At 73.1% G+C, this 22,079-nt stretch carries 23 protein-coding genes and 1 pseudogene; 17 read left to right on the top strand and 7 right to left on the bottom strand.

All coding sequences use genetic code 11. The annotated features are described in order from the left end of the window. Positions 1-13: 13 nt before the first annotated feature. Positions 14-712: an AEC family transporter gene (locus tag Ae150APs1_RS20105; protein ID WP_349289889.1), complete on the top strand. Its 699-nt coding sequence runs from the start codon at positions 14-16 to the stop codon at positions 710-712. Between the two features lie 337 nt (positions 713-1,049). Further along, entirely contained in the window at positions 1,050-2,306 is a 1,257-nt protein-coding gene (locus Ae150APs1_RS20110; protein WP_060573896.1) for an aminotransferase class III-fold pyridoxal phosphate-dependent enzyme, read from the top strand. Between the two features lie 80 nt (positions 2,307-2,386). Here the strand turns inward: Ae150APs1_RS20110 and Ae150APs1_RS20115 are convergent, their stop codons facing one another. Continuing rightward, positions 2,387-3,535, bottom strand: coding sequence for a P-loop NTPase (locus Ae150APs1_RS20115; RefSeq protein ID WP_010229761.1), 1,149 nt, complete (start codon positions 3,533-3,535; stop codon positions 2,387-2,389). 110 nt (positions 3,536-3,645) lie between these two features. Here Ae150APs1_RS20115 and Ae150APs1_RS20120 point away from each other — a divergent pair, with 110 nt between their 5' ends. Further along, a complete protein-coding gene (locus Ae150APs1_RS20120; RefSeq protein WP_075299598.1) occupies positions 3,646-4,128 on the top strand; it encodes a MarR family transcriptional regulator in 483 nt (160 codons plus the stop codon). On the opposite strand, the gene Ae150APs1_RS20125 is transcribed toward Ae150APs1_RS20120, so the two are convergent. Further along, the gene (locus Ae150APs1_RS20125) at positions 4,118-4,675 is read right to left on the bottom strand and encodes a DUF1003 domain-containing protein (RefSeq protein WP_075299600.1); all 558 of its coding nucleotides are present in this window, start codon (positions 4,673-4,675) and stop codon (positions 4,118-4,120) included. The two genes, Ae150APs1_RS20120 and Ae150APs1_RS20125, sit on opposite strands and share 11 nt — an antisense overlap. Next, the gene (locus tag Ae150APs1_RS20130; RefSeq protein WP_010229754.1) at positions 4,668-5,969 is read right to left on the bottom strand and encodes a CBS domain-containing protein; all 1,302 of its coding nucleotides are present in this window, start codon (positions 5,967-5,969) and stop codon (positions 4,668-4,670) included. The genes Ae150APs1_RS20125 and Ae150APs1_RS20130 overlap by 8 nt, the downstream gene beginning before the upstream one ends. A gap of 160 nt (positions 5,970-6,129) precedes the next feature. Here Ae150APs1_RS20130 and Ae150APs1_RS33780 point away from each other — a divergent pair. The 4 genes and pseudogenes from Ae150APs1_RS33780 to Ae150APs1_RS20145 all read left to right on the top strand — a co-directional run. Continuing rightward, positions 6,130-6,345 (top strand): annotated as a pseudogene (locus Ae150APs1_RS33780) (PhzF family phenazine biosynthesis protein); the annotation flags it as partial. A 209-nt stretch (positions 6,346-6,554) separates the two neighbouring features. Further along, positions 6,555-6,944, top strand: coding sequence for a PhzF family phenazine biosynthesis protein (locus Ae150APs1_RS33785; RefSeq protein ID WP_249266403.1), 390 nt, complete (start codon positions 6,555-6,557; stop codon positions 6,942-6,944). A gap of 155 nt (positions 6,945-7,099) precedes the next feature. Further along, positions 7,100-8,059 (top strand): CoA ester lyase, encoded by a 960-nt coding sequence (locus Ae150APs1_RS20140; protein WP_010229749.1) that lies wholly within the window; start codon positions 7,100-7,102, stop codon positions 8,057-8,059. Positions 8,060-8,101: 42 nt separating this feature from the next. Next, complete coding sequence (locus Ae150APs1_RS20145; RefSeq protein ID WP_075299602.1) at positions 8,102-9,304, top strand: acyl-CoA dehydrogenase family protein; 1,203 nt, start codon at positions 8,102-8,104, stop codon at positions 9,302-9,304. Positions 9,305-9,373: 69 nt separating this feature from the next. On the opposite strand, the gene Ae150APs1_RS20150 is transcribed toward Ae150APs1_RS20145, so the two are convergent. After that, positions 9,374-9,772, bottom strand: a complete 399-nt coding sequence (locus tag Ae150APs1_RS20150; RefSeq protein WP_075299604.1) for a hypothetical protein — start codon at positions 9,770-9,772, stop codon at positions 9,374-9,376. Positions 9,773-10,037: 265 nt separating this feature from the next. Here Ae150APs1_RS20150 and Ae150APs1_RS20155 point away from each other — a divergent pair, with 265 nt between their 5' ends. The 4 genes from Ae150APs1_RS20155 (at position 10,038) to Ae150APs1_RS20170 (ending at position 14,629) form a co-directional block, all read left to right on the top strand. Next, positions 10,038-10,559 (top strand): general stress protein, encoded by a 522-nt coding sequence (locus tag Ae150APs1_RS20155; RefSeq protein ID WP_010229739.1) that lies wholly within the window; start codon positions 10,038-10,040, stop codon positions 10,557-10,559. Positions 10,560-10,696: 137 nt separating this feature from the next. Next, positions 10,697-12,946 (top strand): carbon starvation CstA family protein, encoded by a 2,250-nt coding sequence (locus Ae150APs1_RS20160; protein WP_075299606.1) that lies wholly within the window; start codon positions 10,697-10,699, stop codon positions 12,944-12,946. Further along, positions 12,904-13,134 carry a YbdD/YjiX family protein gene (locus Ae150APs1_RS20165; protein WP_010229733.1) on the top strand — a complete coding sequence of 77 codons (231 nt, stop codon included), beginning with the start codon at positions 12,904-12,906 and terminating at the stop codon, positions 13,132-13,134. The genes Ae150APs1_RS20160 and Ae150APs1_RS20165 overlap by 43 nt, the downstream gene beginning before the upstream one ends. Positions 13,135-13,267: 133 nt before the next feature. Then, positions 13,268-14,629, top strand: a complete 1,362-nt coding sequence (locus Ae150APs1_RS20170) for a methyltransferase domain-containing protein (RefSeq protein ID WP_075299608.1) — start codon at positions 13,268-13,270, stop codon at positions 14,627-14,629. 44 nt (positions 14,630-14,673) lie between these two features. On the opposite strand, the gene corA is transcribed toward Ae150APs1_RS20170, so the two are convergent. After that, a complete protein-coding gene (gene corA / locus Ae150APs1_RS20175) occupies positions 14,674-15,789 on the bottom strand; it encodes a magnesium/cobalt transporter CorA (RefSeq protein ID WP_075302324.1) in 1,116 nt (371 codons plus the stop codon). Positions 15,790-16,131: 342 nt separating this feature from the next. On the opposite strand from corA, the gene Ae150APs1_RS20180 reads away from it, so the two are divergent. Continuing rightward, positions 16,132-16,635, top strand: coding sequence for a MaoC family dehydratase (locus Ae150APs1_RS20180; RefSeq protein ID WP_010229726.1), 504 nt, complete (start codon positions 16,132-16,134; stop codon positions 16,633-16,635). Between the two features lie 185 nt (positions 16,636-16,820). Here the strand turns inward: Ae150APs1_RS20180 and Ae150APs1_RS20185 are convergent, their stop codons facing one another. After that, positions 16,821-17,228 carry an NUDIX domain-containing protein gene (locus tag Ae150APs1_RS20185; protein ID WP_075299610.1) on the bottom strand — a complete coding sequence of 136 codons (408 nt, stop codon included), beginning with the start codon at positions 17,226-17,228 and terminating at the stop codon, positions 16,821-16,823. 104 nt (positions 17,229-17,332) lie between these two features. Here Ae150APs1_RS20185 and Ae150APs1_RS32190 point away from each other — a divergent pair, with 104 nt between their 5' ends. The 5 genes from Ae150APs1_RS32190 (at position 17,333) to Ae150APs1_RS31370 (ending at position 20,687) form a co-directional block, all read left to right on the top strand. Then, the gene (locus tag Ae150APs1_RS32190) at positions 17,333-17,485 is read left to right on the top strand and encodes a hypothetical protein (protein WP_010229720.1); all 153 of its coding nucleotides are present in this window, start codon (positions 17,333-17,335) and stop codon (positions 17,483-17,485) included. A gap of 4 nt (positions 17,486-17,489) precedes the next feature. After that, positions 17,490-18,047: a PH domain-containing protein gene (locus Ae150APs1_RS20190; RefSeq protein WP_010229718.1), complete on the top strand. Its 558-nt coding sequence runs from the start codon at positions 17,490-17,492 to the stop codon at positions 18,045-18,047. 55 nt (positions 18,048-18,102) lie between these two features. Then, entirely contained in the window at positions 18,103-18,972 is an 870-nt protein-coding gene (locus tag Ae150APs1_RS20195; protein WP_075299612.1) for a PHP domain-containing protein, read from the top strand. A 51-nt stretch (positions 18,973-19,023) separates the two neighbouring features. After that, positions 19,024-19,905, top strand: a complete 882-nt coding sequence (locus Ae150APs1_RS20200) for a PD-(D/E)XK nuclease family protein (RefSeq protein WP_075299614.1) — start codon at positions 19,024-19,026, stop codon at positions 19,903-19,905. A gap of 542 nt (positions 19,906-20,447) precedes the next feature. Beyond that, positions 20,448-20,687: a hypothetical protein gene (locus tag Ae150APs1_RS31370; RefSeq protein ID WP_139316996.1), complete on the top strand. Its 240-nt coding sequence runs from the start codon at positions 20,448-20,450 to the stop codon at positions 20,685-20,687. Positions 20,688-20,704: 17 nt separating this feature from the next. On the opposite strand, the gene Ae150APs1_RS20210 is transcribed toward Ae150APs1_RS31370, so the two are convergent. Beyond that, positions 20,705-22,048 carry an NAD(P)/FAD-dependent oxidoreductase gene (locus Ae150APs1_RS20210; protein WP_075299618.1) on the bottom strand — a complete coding sequence of 448 codons (1,344 nt, stop codon included), beginning with the start codon at positions 22,046-22,048 and terminating at the stop codon, positions 20,705-20,707. Between the last annotated feature and the right edge of the window lie 31 nt (positions 22,049-22,079).

Consider the following 22,079-nt stretch of genomic DNA (forward strand, 5'->3'; position numbering starts at 1 on the left):
CCTGGCCTGCGCGTTGTTCGTCCCGATCGCGCTGCTGCGCCGCCGGCCCGCGGGGGAGGCGGTGGTCGGCTCGATGGCGTCGGGCTACGTCAACGCCGGCAACCTCGGCATCCCGATCGCGACCTACGTGCTCGGCGACCCGGCGACCGTCGCACCGGTGCTGCTGTTCCAGCTCGCGATCCTCACACCGCTGTTCACGACGCTGATGGACATCCTGCCCGGCGACGGCCGCGGCGAGCGTCCCGGCTGGACGCGCATCGCGTTCGCGCCGCTGCGCAACCCGATCGCCCTCGCGACGGCGGCCGGACTGATCGTGTCGGGTACGGGGATCACGCTGCCCGAGCCGGTCGCGGCGCCGATCGACCTGCTCGCCGACCTCGCCGTGCCCGCGATGCTGCTCGCGTTCGGGATCTCCCTGCACGGCGCCCGGCTGCCGGGCCTCGGGGACACCGCAGGCTCGGTGTGGACCGCCGTCGCGATCAAGAACGTCGTGCACCCGCTGCTCGCCTGGGCCCTGGCCGCCGGCCTGCTCGGGCTGACGGGGCCGGCGTTGCTGGCCGCCGTCGTCCTGGCCGCGCTGCCGACCGCGCAGAACGTGTTCGGCTACGCAGTGCGCTACGACCGCGCCGTCTCCGTGGCCCGTGAGTCCGCACTGGCATCGACGATCGTCGCGGTGCCGGTCCTGCTGGTCATCGCGGGTCTCCTGAGCTGACGGGCGTCCCGACCCACCGATCCGCCCGGCCGCCTGTCCGCCCGCCCGCTCGGGAGGGTGCTGCCCGTGGGCCGCTTTGCTCTGCACACCGGTACGCACCACCCGCCTGCGCGGCCCCCGGGTCGGGCGGGCCGGAGCCGGCCCGGTGCCGGAGTCCCGGCTCTGCCCGCCCCCCGGCGCGTACCGGTGTGCAGAGCAAAGGGAGCCAGGGGAGGCCCTTGCCCCGCCCCGGTCGCGCATGCTTCCCTTGGATTGTCGACAACTCGACAACTCGGGTCGACGGACCCGGATCCCAGCCGCACGCCGGACACCTCGACGCACCAGGAGCTGCGAACCCATGGCACAGCTGTCCCCGCTGCTGAAGCAGGCCACCCCGGTCCAGGCCGCCCGCGGTGAGGGCGTGTACCTGTACGACACCGACGGCCGCCGGCACCTCGACTTCACCGCCGGAATCGGCGTCACGTCCACCGGGCACTGCCACCCGACGGTCGTCAAGGCGGCGCAGGAGCAGGTCGGCACCCTGATCCACGGCCAGTACACGACCGTCATGCACCAGCCGCTGCTGAAGCTGGTCGAGCGGATGGGCGAGGTCCTGCCCGAGGGCATCGACTCGGTCTTCTTCACCAACTCCGGTTCGGAGGCCGTCGAGGCCTCGGTGCGGCTCGCGCGCCAGGCCACCGGCCGCTCCACGATCGTCGCCTTCGACGGCGGGTTCCACGGCCGCACGATGGGCGCCGCGGCGCTCACCACCTCCGGTGCGAAGATCCGCGCCGGGATCGGCCCGATGATGGGCGGGGTCGCGTTCTCCCCGTTCCCCTACGCCTACCGCTACGGCTGGTCGGAGGAGGACACCGTCGCGTTCGCGCTGCGCGAGCTCGACCGGGTCCTGGCCAGCTCCGCGCCGGCGTCGGACGTCGCGGCCTTCATCGTCGAGCCGGTGCTCGGCGAGGGTGGCTACGTCCCGACCCCGTCCGCGTTCCTGCACGGTCTGCGGGAGCGGGCCGACAAGCACGGCATCTTGCTGATCGCCGACGAGGTGCAGACCGGCTACGGCCGCACCGGCAGGTTCTGGGGTCACCAGCACGCCGAGGGCTTCACGCCGGACGTCATCGTCACCGCGAAGGGGCTCGCGTCCGGGTTCCCGCTGTCCGCGATCGCCGCGCCGAAGGCGATCATGGAGAAGGCCTGGCCGGGCTCGCAGGGCGGCACCTACGGCGGCAACGCCGTCGCCTGCGCCGCGGCCCTGGCCACCCTGGACGTCGTGCAGGGCGAGGGTCTCGTCGAGAACGCCCGGGTGCAGGGCGAGAAGCTCGTCGCCGGGGTCCGGGACGCGGCGCAGGGGATCGCCGCGATCGGCGACGTCCGCGGCCGTGGCCTGATGGTCGGCATCGAGTTCGTCGACGCCGCGGGCAACCCGGACGGCGCCACCGCGGCGAAGGTCCATGCCGCCGCAGCCGCGCAGGGTCTGCTCCTGCTGACCTGCGGCGTCCAGGGCAACATCGTCCGGATGATCCCGCCGCTGGTCGTCACCGGTGAGCAGATCGACGAGGGCCTCGCGCTCTGGACCAAGGCGCTCGACGACGCGCTGTCCTGACCAACCCCGGGGAACCGCGAACGGCCCCGCACACCGATCGGTGTGCGGGGCCGTTCGTCGTCCGGACGGACGCGGTGTGCTCAGCGCCCGACGGGCGAGATGTTCAGGCTCATCCCGGCCAGGCCGCGCGAACGGACCGTGAGCTTCTCGGCGATGCCCTCCAGGGCCTGCGCGGCCCCGGACTCGGGCCTGCCCAGCACGATCGGGTTCCCGGCGTCGCCGCCCTCGCGCAGCGCCACCTCGAGCGGGACCTGCCCGAGCAGCGGCACCGGTGCGCCGACGATCTTCGAGAGCGAGTCGGCCACGATCTGCCCGCCGCCGGATCCGAACAGCTCGTTGCGGGAGCCGTCGGGCATCTCCAGCCACGACATGTTCTCCACGACGCCGGCCAGCCGCTGACGGGTCTGCGTGGAGATCGCACCGGCCCGCTCGGCCACCTCGGCGGCCGCCTGCTGCGGGGTGGTGACGACGAGCAGCTCGGCGTTGGGCACGAGCTGCGCGGTCGAGATGGCGACGTCGCCGGTGCCGGGGGGCAGGTCCAGCAGCAGGACGTCCAGATCGCCCCAGAAGACGTCGGCGAGGAACTGCTGCAGGGCCCGGTGCAGCATCGGCCCGCGCCAGACGACCGGGGTGTTCCCGTCGGTGAACATGCCGATCGAGATGACCTTCACGCCGTGCGACTGCGGCGGCATGATCATGTTGTCGACCTTGGTCGGCCGGTCGTCCGCCCCGATCATGCGGGGCACCGAGTGGCCGTAGATGTCGGCGTCGACCACGCCGACCTTCAGCCCGCGCCGCGCCATCGACGCGGCCAGGTTGACGGTGACCGAGGACTTGCCGACGCCGCCCTTGCCGGACGCCACGCAGTAGACGCGGGTCATCGACCCGGGCTGGGCGAACGGGATCTCGGGCTCGTCGGAGTCGCCGCGCAGCGACTTGCGGAGCTCGGTGCGCTGCTCGTCGCTCATCACGTCGAGCTCGACCTCGACCCGCTCGACGCCCGGGACCTTCGTGACGGCGTCGGTCACCCGGGTGGTGATGGTCTCGCGCATCGGGCAGCCGGCGACGGTCAGGTAGACGCCGACCTCGGCGAGCCCGTCGGCCGACACGGCGACGCTCTTGACCATCCCCAGCTCGGTGATCGGCTTGTGGATCTCCGGGTCCTCGACGGTGCCGAGAGCGGCGCGCACCCGGTCCTCGACGGTGCTGGTGCTGTCGGTGACGGACATGAGCCTGACGACCTCTTTCCTCTCGCGTCCCACCCATGCTACGTGCGGGTACGGGACAGGACGCGTGCCTCCCACCACGCCGCAGCCGGCGGCCCCCTAGCATCGTCTCGGTGGAGGACACCGTCGGCGCCCCGGGGCGCGAGCTCACCGGGCGGCGCCGCGCGGTCCCGACGCGCGAGGAGCTGGCGTCGTGGCGCAGCTTCCTGCGTGCGCACGCCGGCATCACCAAGCTGCTCGAGGGCGAGCTGGAGGTCGAGCAGCAGCTCTCACTGGCCGCGTACGACGTCTTCGTGCAGCTCTCCGAGGCCCCGGAGCACCGGCTGCGGATGACCGAGCTCGCCGACGCCGTCCTGCTGTCCCGGTCCGGGGTGACCCGGCTGGTGGACCGGCTGGAGCGGGCCGGGCTGGTCGCCCGCGCCAAGTTCGCCGGCGACGGCCGCGGCGTCACCGCCAAGCTGACCGACGCCGGCTACGAGCGCCTGCGGATCGCCGCCACGACGCACCTGCGCGGGGTCCGCGAGCACTTCGCCGACCGGCTCGACCCCGCCGATCTCGTCGACCTCGAGCGGATCAGCCGCAAGCTCATCCCCTGAACCGGTCCTTCTTGCGGCCCCGCTTGCGGTCGTCCTTCTCCGCGTGCGGGGCCGGACCGGGGCCCTCGGCCGCGCGGGCGACCGCGTCGTCGAGCCGGTCGGTGAGCTTCTCCAGCTCCCCGCGGAGGTAATCCCGGCTGGCCGTCTCACCGACCGCCAGCCGGAGCGCCGCGAGCTCGCGGGCGAGGAACTCGGTGTCGGCCTTGGTCCGCTCGGCCCGGCGCCGGTCCTCGTCCAGCGCGATCCGGTCCCGGTCGTCCTGCCGGTTCTGGGCCAGCAGGATCAACGGTGCCGCGTACGCCGCCTGGGTGGAGAACGCCAGGTTCAGCAGGATGAACGGGTACGGGTCCCACTGGATCCGCCAGGCGATCAGGTTCAGCGCGATCCAGAAGACCACGATGACGGACTGGATCGCCAGGAAGCGCCCCGTCCCGAGGAACCGTGCGATGCGCTCGGACAGCCGGGCGAAGCCGTCCGGGTCGACCTCGAACCGCCGGCGTCCGACGCGGGGCTGGTCGAGCCGGCGTCCGACGGGGGCCTCAGGCACCGCGCACCTCCGCACCGCCGGTGTCCCCGCCGTTCGCGGTGCCGCTGTGCACCTCGCCGGGGGCGAGGTCGCGGTCCCGCCAGCCCTGCGGCAGCAGGTGGTCCAGCACGTCGTCGACGGTCACCGCACCGAGCAGGTGGTCCTCGGCGTCGACCACCGGGCCGGCGACCAGATTGTAGCTGGCGAACCAGCGCGTCACCGCACCCAGCCCCGCCTCCGGGCCGAGCTGCTGCAGCTCGGTGTCCACCATGCCCGCGACCAGCTCGAACGGTGCGGCACGGAGCAGCTGCTGGGCGTGCACGCAGCCGAGGTAGCGCCCGGTCGGGGTCGCCGTCGGCGGCCGGACGACGAACACCATCGACGCCAGCGCGGGCGGCACCTCCGGGTTCCGGACCCGGGCCAGCGCCTCCGCGACCGTCGCGTCCGGGGACAGCGTGATCGGCTCGGGGGTCATGAGACCGCCCGCGGTGTCCCACTCGTAGCGCAGCAGCCGCCGGACGGGCTCGGACTCGTCGGGCTCCATCAGCTCCAGCAGCCGGCCGGCCTCGTCGTCGGACAGCTCGCCGAGCAGGTCCGCGGCGTCGTCCGGGCTCATCGCCTCGAGCACGTCGGCGGCCCGGTCGTCGTCGAGGTAGGCGAGCAGCTCCCGCTGGTCGGACTCGGACAGCTCCTCGAACACGTCGGCGAGACGCTCGTCGTCGAGGGCGTCGACGACCTGCCGCTGCCGCTCGTCGGGCAGCCGGGACAGGGCCGCCGCGACGTCGGCGGGGCGCATCGTGTCGAACACCGCCAGCAGCCGATCGGCGCCCTGGGTGGCGGCGACGTCGAGCCCGGACACGGCCTCCCAGCCGTACACCTCGACGCGCGGGCGACGGGACAGTCGCGCCCGGCGGAACCGGACCGCGACCTTCGTGATCGCCCAGTCCCGGGTCCGGGTCGGCTCGATCGCCGCGTCCACGACGACGCCCGACGCCCCCGACTCGCGCACGCCCACCGTGGAGTTCAGCAGCTCACCGACGACGAGCGTCTCGTTCGGCCGCTGGTCGAACCCGCGCAGGTTCACCGACCCGCTGGCCAGCGTGACCGCGGTCGGCGCCACGTCGGAGACCCGCAGCATCGGGACGAAGATGCTCCGCCGCGCCGACAGGTCCACGACCAGCCCGAGCACCCGCGGCGGGTGGCTGTCGACCCGCAGCGACACGACGACGTCGCGGACCTTCCCTATCCGCTCGCCGTCCGGCCCGAACACGGCCAGCCCGGCCATCCGCGCGACGAACACCCGTGCCGAGGCCATGGGGCGAGCCTAGAGCCGGCGCCGGGCCGGGGCCGGGTGGCACACACCCGCCGGACGATTAGGCTGCGGCCACGTGAGCGAGCGCAGCGCCGAGACCCTCCGCTACGACGTCGTCGACGTCTTCACCGACCGCGCCTACGCGGGGAACCCGCTCGCCGTCGTGCACGGCGCCGAGGCCCTCTCGACGGCGCGGATGCAGGCGATCGCGACCGAGTTCAACCTCTCCGAGACTACGTTCCCGCTGCCCCGACCGGGGACGGCGACGGGAGCGCCGACTGCCGGGTCCGGATCTTCACCCCGGGGCCGGGAGCTGCCCTTCGCCGGTCACCCCAGCGTCGGCACCGCCTGGGTGCTGGCCCGCGACGGCGTCATCGGGCACGGCGAGCGGATCCAGGAGTGCGGCGCGGGCCTGCTCCCGGTCCGGGTCGACGGGACGGGCGCCCGCGTCGAGGGCGGGGAGCCGTTCGTCGGGGAGGAGCTGAACGCCGTCCGGCTCGCCGCCGCGGTAGGCCTCGGCCTCGACGACGTCGACGGGGCCCCGTCCCCGGCGTCGCCGGTGCGGGGGTCGAGTTCGCGATCCTGTTGGTGCAGCCGGACGCCGTCGCCCGTTGCCGGCCCGACCCCGCCGCGCTCGCCGACGCGACCGGCAGCGCGACCGGGCTGCTCGTCGCCGCGGTCGACGCCACCGCCGAGCGGGTGCACGCCCGGATGTTCGGCAACGGCATCGGCGTCCCCGAGGACCCGGCCACCGGGTCCGCCGCCGTCGCGCTCGGGGTGTTCCTCGCCGACCGCGGGCTGGTGGGGGACGACGGCGACCATCCCTTCGTCGTTACCCAGGGCGTCGAGATGGGCCGGCCGTCGACGCTGTACGCGGGGGTCCGCACCGAGGGCGGCCGGGTCGCCGGGACCTGGGTCGGGGGCACCGTCGTCGCGGTGGCCGGCGGATCCCTGACCCCACCTCCCGAGCAGGGGTGACCGGCGAGTAACCCCACCCTGACCACCGGCGGGTGAGAAACCAATCACCTGGACGGGGCGGACGGCGGGCGCTCGTGCCAGAGTCACAGTCCGACGCGAGGTCCGCGCCGAGCACCGTGGCGCGGACGAGGACGATCTCGACGAGGAGCCCGCCTGTGAGCACTACCCTCCGCCCGCGCCGGTCCTGCCTGGCCGTGCCCGGTTCGAGCCAGAAGTTCATCGACAAGGCGCGCGGCCTGAACTCCGACCAGGTGTTCCTGGACCTCGAGGACGCGTGCGCCCCGCTGGCCAAGCCCGGGGCGAGGAAGACGATCGTGGAGGCCCTCAACGAGGGCGGCTGGGGTGAGAAGCTCCGCGTGGTCCGGGTCAACGACTGGACGACCGAGTGGACCTACCGCGACGTGACCGAGGTGGTCGAGGGCGCCGGGGCGAACCTCGACGCGATCATGCTGCCGAAGGTGCAGACCCCGGAGCAGGTCGTCGCGCTGGACCTGCTGCTGACCCAGATCGAGAAGACCCTGGGCTACGAGGTCGGGAAGATCGGCATCGAGGCGCAGATCGAGAACGCGCTGGGCCTGACCAACGTCAACGCGATCGCCACCGCGTCGCCGCGGGTCGAGACGATCATCTTCGGCCCGGCGGACTTCATGGCCTCGATCAACATGAAGTCGCTGGTCGTCGGTGAGCAGCCGCCCGGCTACGACGTGGGCGACGCCTACCACCACATCCTCATGTCGATCCTGATGGCGGCGCGCGCGCACGACAAGCAGGCCATCGACGGCCCCTTCCTGCAGATCAAGGACGTCGACGGCTTCACGCGCGTCGCCGGCCGCTCGGCCGCGCTCGGATTCGACGGCAAGTGGGTGCTGCACCCCGGTCAGATTGACGCGGCGAACGAGACCTTCTCGCCGGCGCAGAGCGACTACGACCACGCCGAGAACATCCTCGACGCCTACGAGTACTTCACGTCCGAGGCGGGCGGGAAGAAGGGCGCCGCGATGATCGGCGACGAGATGATCGACGAGGCCAGCCGGAAGATGGCGCTGGTCATCTCCGGCAAGGGCCGCGCCGCGGGCATGACCCGCACCGAGAAGTGGACGCCGCCGGAGGCGTGAGTCCCGCCCGGTACTGACCAGAGACGTTCAGGAGGAACACCCATGGCCCGGCTCGCACGGACCGCCGGTCTCACCGACATCCAGGAGGAGATCCTCTCCACCGTCCGCAGCTTCGTGGACGAGGAGATCATCCCGCACGCCACGGCGCTGGAGCACGAGGACGCCTACCCGCAGGACATCGTCGACGGGATGAAGGAGATGGGGCTGTTCGGCCTCATGATCCCGGAGGAGTACGGCGGTCTCGGCGAGTCGCTGCTGACCTACGCGCTCGTCGTCGAGGAGATCGCGCGCGGCTGGATGAGCGTCTCCGGTGTGATCAACACCCACTTCATCGTGGCCTACATGCTGCGCCAGCACGGCACGCAGGCGCAGAAGGAGCGCTACCTGCCGAAGATGGCCACGGGCGAGACCCGCGGCTCCTTCTCGATGTCCGAGCCCGACCTCGGCTCGGACGTCGCGGCCATCAAGACCAAGGCGGTCGAGTCGAGCGACGGCAGTGGTGACTATGTCATCGACGGCGCCAAGATGTGGCTGACCAACGGTGGCACGTCGAACCTGACCGCGGTGCTGGTCAAGACCGACGAGGGCGCGGAGAAGGCCCACCAGAACCTCACGACGTTCCTGGTCGAGAAGCCGACCGGCTACGGCGAGGTCGCTCCCGGCCTCGTCATCCCCGGCAAGATCGACAAGATGGGCTACAAGGGCGTGGACACTACCGAGATGGTGTTCAAGGGCCACCGGGTGTCCGGCGACCAGATCCTCGGCGGGGAGCGCGGCAAGGGCTTCTCGCACATGATGGACGGCGTCGAGGTCGGCCGGGTCAACGTCGCCGCCCGTGCCTGCGGCATCGCGATCCGGGCCTTCGAGCTCGGCGTCGAGTACGCCCAGCAGCGCTCCACCTTCGGCAAGCCGATCGCCCAGCACCAGGCGATCAGCTTCAAGCTCGCCGAGATGGCGACCAAGGTCGAGGCCGCGCACCTGATGATGGTCAACGCCGCGCGCCTGAAGGACCGCGGCGAGCGCAACGACGTCGAGGCCGGCATGGCCAAGATGCTCGCCTCGGAGTACTGCAAGGAGGTCACCGAGGAGTCGTTCCGCATCCACGGCGGCTACGGGTACTCCAAGGAGTACGAGATCGAGCGCCTCATGCGTGAGGCCCCGTTCCTGCTCATCGGCGAGGGCACCTCGGAGATCCAGAAGACGATCATCTCCCGGGGTCTGCTGCGCGACTACAAGCTGCGCTGAGCGGCCTGCCCGTGGGCTGAGGCGTCCGGCCGGCACGACCGGCCGGACGCCGGCGCCCCGCTCCGCCGCTCACACCGGTACGACCAGCCGCGGGACGCCGAGAGCTGCGGCGTAGTCGAGCGTGTACCGGGTCCCAGCGGTCGGCTCGTCGCCCAGCGGGAAGCCGACGACGAGCCGGCTGCGGTCCACCATCCACCGGTTCCGGGCGTGATAGGCGTCCGATCCGAGCCGCGCGGCACCGAGCTCGACCACGGCGGCCAGCCGGTGCGCGTCCTGCCACCGGCGGACGGCCGCGGCCGCGACGTCCGGCTGGTCGGCGACCGTGCACGGCACGACGACGACGATTCCGGCGTCCGTGCACTGCGCGAGCCAGTCGAGCGCCGCGGTGTCGATGCCGACCGCGCCGCCGACGTGGACGGTCGTCCCGGCCCGGGCGAACGGCGCCACGAACTCCTCGAACAGGGCCACCGGTCGTGCGTCCGGTTACGACCGGACCCCGCGCGAGCCGGTGATCGTCAGTGCGTCGGGCAATGCGGCCTCGCCGGTGTCGTCGGTCGTCGTGTGCCCGGGTGCGTTCCGCGGAACGCACCCGCTCCGCGTCGTCACGACGGGGCCCCGGATCCGCCGGGGGCGGCGACCCGATCGGTGACGTACCGGACGTCGTTATCCTCCCGGGCACATCGAGCAGTCCTCGTACGTTGAGGGGGTTGCGAGCGTCGAGAAGGAGTGCACCATGACCAACCCCTTCGGCGGCCAGGCACGCCCGGCACCGGGCCTGCCGCAGCTGCCCACCCCGCCGACCGGGTGGCCGGTCGGCTCCTACGCCACCTACGAGGAGGCGCAGCGCGCCGTCGACCACCTCGCCGACTCCGACTTCCCGGTCCGGGACGTCACGATCGTCGGCGTCGACCTGATGTTGGTGGAGCGGGTCATCGGCCGCCTGACCTGGGGCCGGGTGCTCGCTTCGGGCGCGGCGTCCGGTGCCTGGTTCGGTCTGTTCGTCGGTCTGCTGCTCAGCCTGTTCTCCCCGGACGGGAGTTTCCTCCCGATCGTGGTCGGCCTGGTCTCCGGTGCCGTGTTCGGCATGGCCTTCGCCGCCGCCGGCTACGGCGCCAGCAAGGGCCGCCGGGACTTCCAGTCGTCCAGCCAGATGGTCGCCGGCCGCTACGACGTCCTCTGCGAGCCCCGCAACGCCGAGCAGGCCCGGGAGATGCTCGCCAAGCTCGCGATGGGCGGTCCCGGCGGGGGTTTCTGACCCCGTCCGGACCCGTCCCGGCCGCCGTCACCCGGCAGGGTGGCGGCGGTCTCGTGCGTCGGGGCCCCGCACCCGTTCCCTTTCCCGGCGAAGCTCCCTAAAGTGCGCGCGTCGGACATACCGGAAAGGGACACTCGATGACACAGGTGTCACGAGCGGGCGCGGCGGGGCACGACCTGCCCCCGGCCGCGGTCGGCGAGGACGTGCTGCTCGCGGAGCGGCGGAAGTGGACCCCGTTCAAGATCGCGATCTGGGCGACGATCGCGCTGCTGGGCGGCCTGGGCTGGGTGATGGTGGCCCTGGTCCGTGGCGAGACGGTCAACGCCATCTGGTTCGTGTTCGCCGCGGTGGCGACCTACCTGATCGCCTACCGCTTCTACTCCACCTACATCGAGGACAAGCTCCTCAAGCCGGACGACCGACGAGCGACACCCGCGGAGTACAAGGAGAACGGGCAGGACTTCCTCCCGACCGACCGCCGCGTCCTCTACGGCCACCACTTCGCCGCCATCGCCGGTGCGGGCCCGCTGGTCGGCCCGGTGCTCGCGGCGCAGATGGGATACCTGCCCGGCACGATCTGGATCATCGTCGGGGTCATCCTCGCCGGGGCGGTGCAGGACTACCTGGTCCTGTTCTTCTCGATGCGCCGGGGCGGCCGCTCGCTGGGGCAGATGGCCCGCGAGGAGCTCGGCCGGGTCGGCGGCGCCGCCGCGCTCGTCGCGACGCTCGCGATCATGATCATCCTGGTCGCGGTGCTGGCGCTGGTCGTGGTGAACGCGCTCGGCGAGAGCCCCTGGGGCGTCTTCTCGGTCGCGATGACCATCCCGATCGCGCTGTTCATGGGCGTCTACCTGCGGTTCCTGCGGCCCGGGAAGGTCTCCGAGGTCTCCTGGATCGGCTTCGTCCTGCTGATGGTCGCGATCATCGCGGGCGGCTGGGTCGCGGAGACCGAGTGGGGCGCGTCCGTCTTCACCCTGGAGCCGGTGACGATCGCCTGGGGCATCATCGTCTACGGGTTCATCGCCGCGGTGCTCCCGGTGTGGCTGCTACTCGCCCCGCGCGACTACCTGTCGACGTTCATGAAGATCGGCACGATTGTGCTGCTCGCCGTCGCGATCATCGTCGTGCGGCCGGAGCTGAACGCGCCCGCGTTCAGCGAGTTCGCCGGACGCGACGACGGCCCGGTCGTCTCCGGCTCGCTGTTCCCGTTCCTGTTCGTGACCATCGCCTGCGGCGCCCTGTCCGGGTTCCACGCGCTGATCTCCTCGGGCACCACGCCGAAGCTGGTGGAGAAGGAGCGGCAGACCCGGTTCATCGGCTACGGCGGCATGCTCATGGAGTCGTTCGTCGCCATCATGGCGCTGGTCGCGGCCCTGTCCATCGACCGCGGGCTCTACTTCGCGATGAACGTGCCCGCCAACCTGACCGAGGGCACCGTCGAGGGCGCGGCCGCGTTCGTCAACTCGCTCGGGCTGATGAACGTCAACGTCACCCCGGACCAGCTCGCGACGACCGCGGCGCTGGTGGGGGAGGAGTCGATCGTCTCCCGGACCGGCGGTGCGCCGACGCTGGCGGTCGGTCTCGCGAACATCATGCAGCAGTTCATCGGCGGTCCCGCCATGATGAGCTTCTGGTACCACTTCGCGATCATGTTCGAGGCGCTGTTCATCCTGACCGCGGTCGACGCGGGCACCCGGGTGGCGCGCTTCATGCTGCAGGACGCGATCGGCACCGTCGTCCCGAAGTTCAAGGACACCTCGTGGCGGGCCGGGGCATGGATCTGCACCGCGCTGATGGTCGGTGGCTGGGGTGCGATCCTGGTCATGGGTGTCACCGACCCGCTCGGCGGGATCAACACGCTGTTCCCGCTGTTCGGCATCGCCAACCAGCTGCTGGCGGCGATCGCGCTCGCGGTCTGCCTGGCGCTGGCCGCCCGGGGCAGGCGGGCCCGCTACCTGTGGATCATCGCCGTACCGTTGGCGTTCGCGGCCGTCATCACGGTCACGGCGTCGATGTACAAGATCTTCTCGTCGAACCCGAAGATCGGGTACTGGGCGCAGCACCTCGCGTTCCGGGACGCGATCGCGTCCGGCGAGACGAGCTTCGGCACCGCGGGCACCCCGGAGGCGATGGCGGCCGTCGTCCGCAACACCTTCATCCAGGGGACGCTGTCGATCCTGTTCGTCTCGCTGGCGATCGTCGTGATCGTGACCGCCGTGCTGGCGACCTGGAAGTCGGTGCAGGCAGGCGGGCGCCCGGACAACGAGGACCCGGCCGTCCCGGCCCGGATCTACGCACCGGCCGGGATGATCGCGACCCCGGCGGAGAAGGAGCTGGAGAAGCAGTGGGCGGAGACCGTCGGCACGCCGGCCCGGTCGGGGCACTGAGCCCGGTGCTCGACCGGCTGCGCGGCCTGCACCGCTGGTGGCGGGGGGTGATCGGGGCGGACCTCTACGACCGCTACCTCGACCACCACCGCCGGGCCGGGCACGACCACCCGCCGATGACCGAGCGGGAGTACTGGCGGGCCCGGACCGACCACCAGGAGCGCAACCCGCAGGGCCGCTGCTGCTGAGCGCCCCGGCTGCGCCGCACGGGTGGTGCGGCGCAGCCGGGGACGTCCGGACGGGCGGCACGATCGCGTGCGGGGTGTGTCCCCGGGCGCGTCGAGGTTCCCGTCACGCGGCGCGGCGGGCAGGATCGGCTCCGTGAACGGCGAGGCGTGGCAGAGCGACGAGATCCGCCCTTCCACCGTGCACCGGGCCTACGGGCGCGGCGCGGCCGGGTACGACGCGTTCGTCGGGATGATCCCCGGCTACCGCACGCACCTGAGGGTCTCGGCGTCGCGGATGGGTCTGGGCGAGGGGTACGGCCTGCGCCTGCTCGACATCGGGTGCGGGACCGGCGTCTCGACCGAGGCGTTGCTGACCACGGTGAAGGGCGCCGAGGTCGTCGCGGTCGACGCGTCCACCGAGATGCTCGCCGTCGCGCGCCGGAAGAACTGGTCCCCGCGGGTGTCGTTCGTGCACGCCAAGCTGGAGACGCTCGCCGAGGCCGGGATCGAGGGCCCGTTCGACGGCATCCTCGCCTCCTACCTGGTCTCCAACCTGCCCGACGCCGAGCACGGCCTCCGCAGGCTGCTGTCGCTGCTCGCGCCGGGCGCCCCGCTCGCCGTGCACGACTACGCCGTCGGCGGCACCCGCGGCCGGGCCCGCTGGGCGACGGCGGGCTGGGGCTACCTGCTGCCCCTCGCGGCCGCCCGCTGGGGCGTCTCCGACCTGCTGCGCTACCGGCTGAAGCGGGTCGCCTCCGCCGGCGGGCCGGAGCAGATGAAGCTGCGGATGGAGCGGGCCGGGTTCGGTGACGTCCGCGTCCAGACGATGGGCGGGGTGCAGCAGCACCTCGTGCACACCTTCCTCGGGCGGCGCCCCGAGGAACCGGACGTCGTGGGGGAGCGGAAGGCCCGGTCGTCGGCACTGGCCGCGGCCGGCTGGCGGCCGGTCGGCGCTCCCGGCCGGGACACCCCGCAGGACGACGGCCCGGTCGACGAGGGCGGTCCGGAGGACCCGGGCTACGCCGACGAGCTGCCGGACGAGGTCGTCGAGGACACCGGGGGCGAGGGGGACGCCGCCGAGGACGGGGCGGACCCCGCCCCTCGCCCGGACGGTCCCTCCGGGGCCGGCCCCCGCGACCCGGACGACGACGCGCCGGACCGGCCCCGCGGGCGCGGCGCGTCCCTGGCCGGACGCTGGCGCGGGACACCCGCGCCTGCGGAGCCGGCCGGGGACGGCACGGGCTCCCAGCAGGACGGCCCGGACGAGGCGGATGCGGCGGCCCGCCCGGACGACCGCGATCCCTCCGGCACTGGCACTGGCACTGGCACTGGCACTGGCTCCGGCTCCGGCACCGGCTCCGCGGACCGTGCTGCCCCCGCTGACGACGATCCGACCGGCCGCGCCGACGGCACATCCGGTCCCGGCGACGCCGACACCGGGTCCGGCGACACCAGGTCCGACGGCCCCGACGACGAACTGCCGACCCCGCCCACCGGCACCCGGACGGTCCGCTGACGGACGTCCGCCGACCGCGGGACCCTGCGGCCCCGGACGGTCCGCTACAGCCAGCCGTTGCGGCGGAAGTTCCGGTACAGCAGCGTCCAGATGGTCGCGATGACCAGCAGCACCAGCGGGTACCCGAAGTTCCAGTGCAGCTCGGGCATGTAGTCGAAGTTCATCCCGTAGACCCCGGCGATCATGGTCGGGACCGAGATGAGACCGGCGTAGGCGGTGATCTTCCGCATGTCGTTGTTCTGCCGCATGCTGATCTTCGCCAGCACCGCGTCGACCAGCGTGGTCAGCAGTTCGTTGAACCCGGCGACCTGCTCGGCGACGCCGCCGAGGTGGTCGTCGACGTCGCGGAAGTAGGACCGCACCTCGTGCGGCACCAGCGCGCTGTAGCCCGACAGCTTGCGCATCGGCCAGACCAGCGGCATCACGCTGCGGCGCAGGTCGAGGATCTCGCGCTTCATCACGTAGATCTGCTCGGGGTTCATCGTCGAGCGGGGCGAGAACACCTCGGCCTCGACGGCGTCCAGATCGCCCTCGATCTGCCGGACGACCTCGATGTAGGAGTCGACCACGTGGTCGGCGATCCCGTGCAGCACCGCGGCGGGCCCCAGCCGCAGCTGATCAGGGTCCTCCTCGAGACGGCGGCGCACCTCGCGGAGGCCGGTGTGCCTGCCGTGCCGGACCGTGACGACGAAGTCCCGGCCGAGGAACGTCATGACCTCGCCGGTCTCGACGATCTCGTTCGCCGTCGTCGGGTCGGCGTGGCCGACGTAGCGGACCGTCTTGAGCACCATGAACAGTGTGTCGTCGTAGCGCTCGAGCTTGGGCCGGTTGTGCGCGTGCACCGCGTCCTCGACGGCGAGCTCGTGCAGCCCGTAGGTCTCGGCGACACCGGAGATCTGCTCGGCGTCCGGCTCGTGCAGGCCGATCCAGACGAAGCCGTCACCGCGCTCGCGGACCTCGGCGATGGCCTCGTCGTGGGTCCAGCGGCCCGGCAGGCGTTCCCCGTCGACGTAGACGGCGCAGTCGACGACGTAGGCCGACAGCGGGACGCGCAGCCGGTCGGCCGGGCTGTTCGCGGCGGCGCGGGCGGCGGCCCGCTCGGCGCGACGGCTGCGGCCGGCGGACCGGATGGCGGGGCGGAGCTGGGAGAGCGAGGGCATCACGGGAGGAACCTCCGGGCGGGGACCGAGGTCGTGCGGCCGCACCGGCGGCCGCCTGGCTCACGACTCGCCTCCCGCCGGGGCTCAGCCCGGGAGCGTGCTCCGGGCAGAGGGGAGCGGGAGGCGGCACGTACTGCTCGCCGGTGTCCGGGACTCTGACGACACCGCTCTCACCTCCCTGGATCCGACGGGTCCGTCCCTGTCATCGCGCACACGCACCGGAACGTGTCGGAGATGTGAGATCCCCGACCGGGCACGTGTGAGCCGGACCGCCGTGTCGCTCGCGGGCCACCGGATAGATTACCCGCGCAACGAGTCGTCGGCGTGATGGGAGCGTGAACGGTGCAGTTCGGGCGCTACTACGAGGAGTTCGAGGTCGGTGCCGTCTACAAGCACTGGCCCGGTAAGACGGTCACCGAGTACGACGACCACCTCTTCTGCCTCCTCACGATGAACCACCACCCGCTGCACATGGATGCGCACTACGCAGGGGAGACCACGGACTTCGGCAAGAACGTCGTGGTCGGCAACTACATCTACTCGCTGCTGCTCGGCATGTCGGTTCCCGACGTGTCGGGCAAGGCGATCGCGAACCTCGAGGTCGAGTCGCTCAAGCACACGAAGCCGACCTTCCACGGGGACACGATCTACGGCGAGACCGAGGTCCTGGACAAGACCGAGTCGAAGTCCAAGGACGACCGCGGCGTCGTGTACGTCGAGACCCGCGGCTACAAGCAGGACGGCACCGTCGTCTGCACCTTCCGGCGCAAGGTGATGGTGCCGAAGGAGAAGTACGGGGAGACCCGCGGCGGGGAGCAGCCCGGCCGTCCGACCCCCCAGGTCTGAGACGCGCGCCTCGGCCCCGCACCGGATCCCGGTCGCGGGGCCGACGTGTGTCCCCCACACGCCACCCCGGGGCGCCGCCCGGATCCCCCGGTGCAGTCCCCGAGCCGGGTCCCGCCCCGCGGCCGGGGCTCCGGCGGCCGGAGCGCCACCCGTCGTGGGGCCAGGTGCGGGTGGGCGGGTCGCTATCAGCTCCGCGGGAGGCAGCCCCAGCCCGTCAGGGCCTCGGTGAGGCCGTCGACGACGGGCAGCGCGGCGTAGGCGGCGCGGTCCACGAACCGGGCGTCGTCGGCGTCGTCCCCGGGCCGCGGTTCCGTCGCGGATCCCGAGGTGAGGGCGCACACGTAGTCCGCGATCCGGTAGGGCCCGCGGTGCACCACACCGACGAGCCTGCCGGGACGTACCGTCAGGCCGGTCTCCTCGGCCAGCTCCCGGACGACGGCGGTGTGGTCGTCCTCACCGGGCTCGACCCGGCCGCCCGGGACCGACCACCGGCCACGACCCGGCTCGTTCGCCCTGCGTACCAGCAGCAATCGGCCGTCCGGGTCAAAGACGATTCCACCCACGCAGGCGACGTGTCGGCTACTGTCGGTCATCCGTAACGACGGTACGCTGCTCGGGTGCCGGTACCCCGGGTCCGCGGGGCTCGGGTACCAATGACGAGGTTGTTCCCAACGGGCCGGAACGGGTGACGAGTAACGTGCGCAAGATTCTGATCTTCGCCGCTGTGGCGCTGGGTATCTTCCTGGTCGTGACCGCGCCGCAAGCGGCGGCGGGATCGGTGCAGAACGTCGGCAACATCCTCTACGACGCCGCCCAGTCGGTCTCGACCTTCGTCACGTCGTTGATCTGATCCCGTGCTCGCGCCCCGGGAGATCGACGAGTACCTGCTCCCCACGGAGCGGCGCGTCATCCGTGTGCGCCAGCACTGGGCCGTCATGGCCCGGCACATCCTGCAGACGGGCCTGTTCATCCTGATCGTCGTCGCGATCGAGCAGTTCACCGACGGCAGACAGCTCGGTACGTCGGTCGACATCCTGATCGACAACCTGGCGTTCTACCTGGTGCTGGTCGCCGTACTGCGGTTCACGGCGCTCACGATCCTCTGGTGGATCGAGCGCATCGTGATCACCGACAAACGCGTGATGATCGCCCAGGGGATCATCGTCCACAACGTCGGCATGATGCCGCTCGGCAAGGTCACGGACCTGACCTTCCGCCGGTCGCTGTCCGGTCGTCTGCTCGGCTACGGGACGATGGTGGTCGAGTCGGCAGGTCAGATCCAGGCCCTCAACAAGATCGACTACATGCCCCGGCCCGAGGAGATCTACGAGGCGCTCTCCGAGCTGGTGTTCGGCGAGAAGGGCAAGACCCGCGCGACGGGCATGCTCGCCAAGCCGCGCTGGCGGCGCTGAGACGCCCGTCCGGAGGGACGGGCCGCGTGCACCGGCGCGGCGCTAGGGTCGGCCCGTGCCCGTGATCGATCTGCACGCCCACTCCACCGCCTCCGACGGCACCGACACCCCGGCCGAGCTGGTCCGCGCGGCCGGCGCGGCCGGGCTCGACGTCGTCGCGATCACCGACCACGACACGACCCACGGCTGGGACGACGCGGTCGCCGCCCTGCCGGCCGGTCTGTCCCTGGTACGCGGTGCCGAGTTCTCCTGCCTCAGCCCCACCAGCCGCATGGGCGAACCGCGCTGCTCGGTGCACCTGCTCGGCTACCTGTTCGACCCGCGGCACGACGCGATCGTCGCCGAGCAGGACCGGCTGCGGGAGGAACGGGTGCAGCGGCTGCACACCATGATCGGCCGGATGGCGGCCGACGGGTACCCGGTCGACGTCGACACCGTCTTCGCCCACCTGCCCGAGGGCGGCAGCGCCGGACGGCCGCACCTGGCCCGGGCACTCGTCGCCGCCGGCGTGGTCGGTTCGGTCGACGAGGCGTTCGCCGAACTTCTGCACAACGACAGCCCCTACTACGTGCCGCGGGCCGACACCGCGGTCGAGACGGCCGTCGAGATGATCGTCGCGGCCGGCGGGATCGCCGTGTTCGCGCACCCGCTGGCTCGCAGGCGCGGCACCGTGATCGAGCCGTCGGTGCTGGTCGACCTGGTCGGGTACGGGCTCGGCGGCGTCGAGGTGGACCATCCGAACCACCTGCCCGCCGACCGGGAGCTGCTGCGGGGCCTCGCCGCCGAGCACGGCCTGCTGGCCACCGGGTCCAGCGACTACCACGGCACCAACAAGACCACCCCGCTCGCCGAGGAGACCACCGCGGCCGAGGTCTACGACGCCGTCGTCGCCCGCGCCTCCGGCGTGCCGGTCGTGTACGGCTGATCCGTCCGGGCGACCCGCGGGGGGTGACCGGGGTCGCTGTACCGTGGACGGATGGCCCGGACCACCCCTGCCACCACCGGGTGCCCGGACGGTCAGCTCGGCCTCGACCTGCTGGATCCCGACTTCGGCGCCCAGGCACTGCACCGGGTGACCCCCGCCCGGCTCGACGCGTGGGACGCCTGCCCGCGGCGGTACCGGATGCTGCACGTCGACCGCCCTGCCCCGGCCCGCGGCGGCGCCTTCGCGCACACCACGCTCGGCGCCGTCGTGCACCTGGCGCTGCGGTCGCTGGCCGCGCTGCCCCCGCACCGGCGGACCCCGGCCGAGGCCGCCGGACTGGTCCGGCGACACTGGTCCGACGAGGGGTTCGCCGACCGCGAGCAGGCCGCCCGGTACCGGCGTCGCGCCGAGGAATGGCTGGCCACGGCCGCGGAGGGCCCGGTCGGCGCGACCGAGCCGCTCGCCGTCGAGCGGTGGGTGAGCGCGGCCGCGGGCGGGCTGCTCGTCGAGGGCCGGATCGACCGCGTCGACGACGGCGGCGAGGGCGCGGTCGTCGTCGACTTCAAGACCGGGCGCCGGGTCCCCACCGACGACGACGCCCGGGACTCCCGCCAGCTCGCGTTGTACGCCGTCGCCACCGCCCAGGTGTTCCGCCGCCGCTGCCGGCGGGTGGAGCTGCACCACGTCCCCACCGGCACCGTCGCGGCCTGGGAGCACGACGACGCGTCCCTCGACGGCCACGTCCGGGCCGTGGAGGAGACCGCGGGCGCCGCCGCCGCGGCGACCGGCGCGCTCGCCGGGGGCGGCGACCCGGCGGAGCTGTTCCCGGTGCGTACCGGTGTGCAGTGCGGCACCTGCCCGGTGCGACGGCACTGCCCCGAGGGTCGCGCCGCGGCACCCGAGCCCCGCCCGTGGGACCTCCTCGTCCCGTGAGCACCGACCCGCGCCACCCCGACCGGCCCGGACCGCGCGGTCCCGGCGACCGGTTTCCCGGCCACCGGCCGCCGGACCGGGGCGGTCGTCCCGCACCGCCCGCCCCACCCCGGCACCGGCCGGCCCCGGGTGACGGACCGGTCCCCGGCGGCGCCCGGCACGGCGGCTCCGGGCCGCCGGAGCCGCCGACCCGGCCCTCCGGTGTCCCCCAGGGGCACCGCCCACCGGTGCGGCGCGCCCCGGCCGGGCCCGGTGCCGGAGGTCCCGATGCGTTCGCCGGCGACGGCGCCCGTCGTGGGCCGGCCGGCCCGGGAGGCCGGCGCCGGGACACGGACCAGGCGCCGGGCCGGGCCGGTGACGGCGGATCGCGGCGCGGGCCGGCCGGACCGGCCGGGGGCGACCGTGCGCGCCGCCGTGGCGACGACGGCCATCCCGCGTCGCGGGCACCGGGCGGCGACCGCGACGACCGTCGGCGCACCCCCCCCCGCGCCGCCGGACGGACGACCACCGCCGCCGGACGGGTCCTGCGCGGGGTTTCCGGCGTGCTCGCCGGTGGCCTCGTCGTGCTGGCCGTCGGTCTCGGCATCGTGGAGTGGGTCGCCGGGAGCAACGGTGTGCCCGGCCCGGGCTCCGGCGCGCTGGCCGGGCACGCCGGCGCGGCCGTCGCCGCCGTCGTCGGGCAGGTCGTCGCGGACCGGCGCCGGGACCGGACCGGGTCCCTCGTCGCGCTCGGCGTCGTCGGGCTCGCGGCGCTCGTGCTGGGTGCCGGCTGGTTCCTGTAGCCCGGCCGGACGGGCGCTCAGACGAGCTCGGAGTCCCGCACCCGCTGCATGTCGCGGATCATCCGCCTGCGTAGCACCGGGACCCGGTCGACCAGCCGCATCCCGGCCCGCGTGCCGACCGTCCCGAGGGCCCGCGCGACCGGCCCGCGCGAGGCGGCCCCGTCATTCATGAACTCCAGCGACTCCCGGACGGCGAGCGCCGAGTAGCGCCGCATCAGCGTCTCGTACCCGCCGACGGCCTCGCGGAGCCCCAGCTCGCCGTCACGGACCCGGACGAGGCGCTCGCACAGCTCGCGGGCGTCGCGCAGCGCGGTGTTGGCCCCGGCGCCGCGGCCCGGGGTCATGGTGTGCGCGGCGTCGCCGAGCAGCGTGACGGGTCCGGGCTCCCACTCCGGCAGCGGGTCCGAGGTACGGATGTCGATCGTGATCGCCGACGCCGGGTCCGAACGTTTCAGCAGCTCGTGCCAGCGCGGATCCCAGTCGTCGGTGACCCGGCGCGCATGGGTGAGCAGAGCAAAGCCGTCCGTGGAGGAGGGCATCCCGCCGGGGAACCGGGTGTGCGGGACGGTCACGCCCCACGACACGAAGTCGGTCGTCGGGTCGCCGGCCAGGCCCTCCCACCCGTTCAGCGCCGCGGCGTGCGCCGGAGCGATCCCGGGCCGGGGGACGTGGTCGTCGTCCCACCGCATCCGCATCACGTGGCTGATGCCCATCCCGCCGTGGCGGTCGAACATCGGCGCCATCCCGGGGACGTCGCCGTCCGGGAGCAGGGCGGTGGCGGCCGCGTCGAGCGGGGCCTTCCCGCCGATCGCGACCAGCCCGGTGGACGTGTGCCCGGCGCCGGGGAGGAACCGCCGCCGGACGGGCGAACCGGCCCCGTCCGCCCCGACCAGCAGGTCGCCGGTGACCGGCTCGCCGCCGCCGGCGTGCACGGTGACCCGCCCGTCGGGACGCAGCTCGTAGCCGGTGACCGGCCTGCCCCAGGCCACCGCGTCGGTGATGCCGGTGAGCAGCACCTGGCGCAACGTGGCCCGGCTGACGTTGTGCTCGTCGCTCCCGCCGCCGGGCATCTCGGCGAACGGGACCGCCAGGAGCCGGCGGTACCGCTCGGTGCACATCAGCAGCCGTGCGTAGGGCTCGCCGGTGCTCGCCTCGAACACCGCGTACAGCTCCGGGGCGAGGCAGGCACGCAGCCCGCGGGCCCCGTTCGGGGAGATCCCGACCCGGTAGCCGCGCAGCCCGGCGGCCCGCGGACCGTCGTCGCGCTCCAGCACGACGACGTCGATGCCGGCCCGGCGCAGACCCTGCGCCAGGCAGAGGCCGCCGGTACCGGCTCCGGCGACGATGACTCGGAAGGACATGACGGACCTCCGGACGAGGACAGGTGTGGTC

This window comes from Pseudonocardia sp. Ae150A_Ps1 (assembly GCF_001932315.1).
Taxonomy (GTDB): domain Bacteria; phylum Actinomycetota; class Actinomycetes; order Mycobacteriales; family Pseudonocardiaceae; genus Pseudonocardia.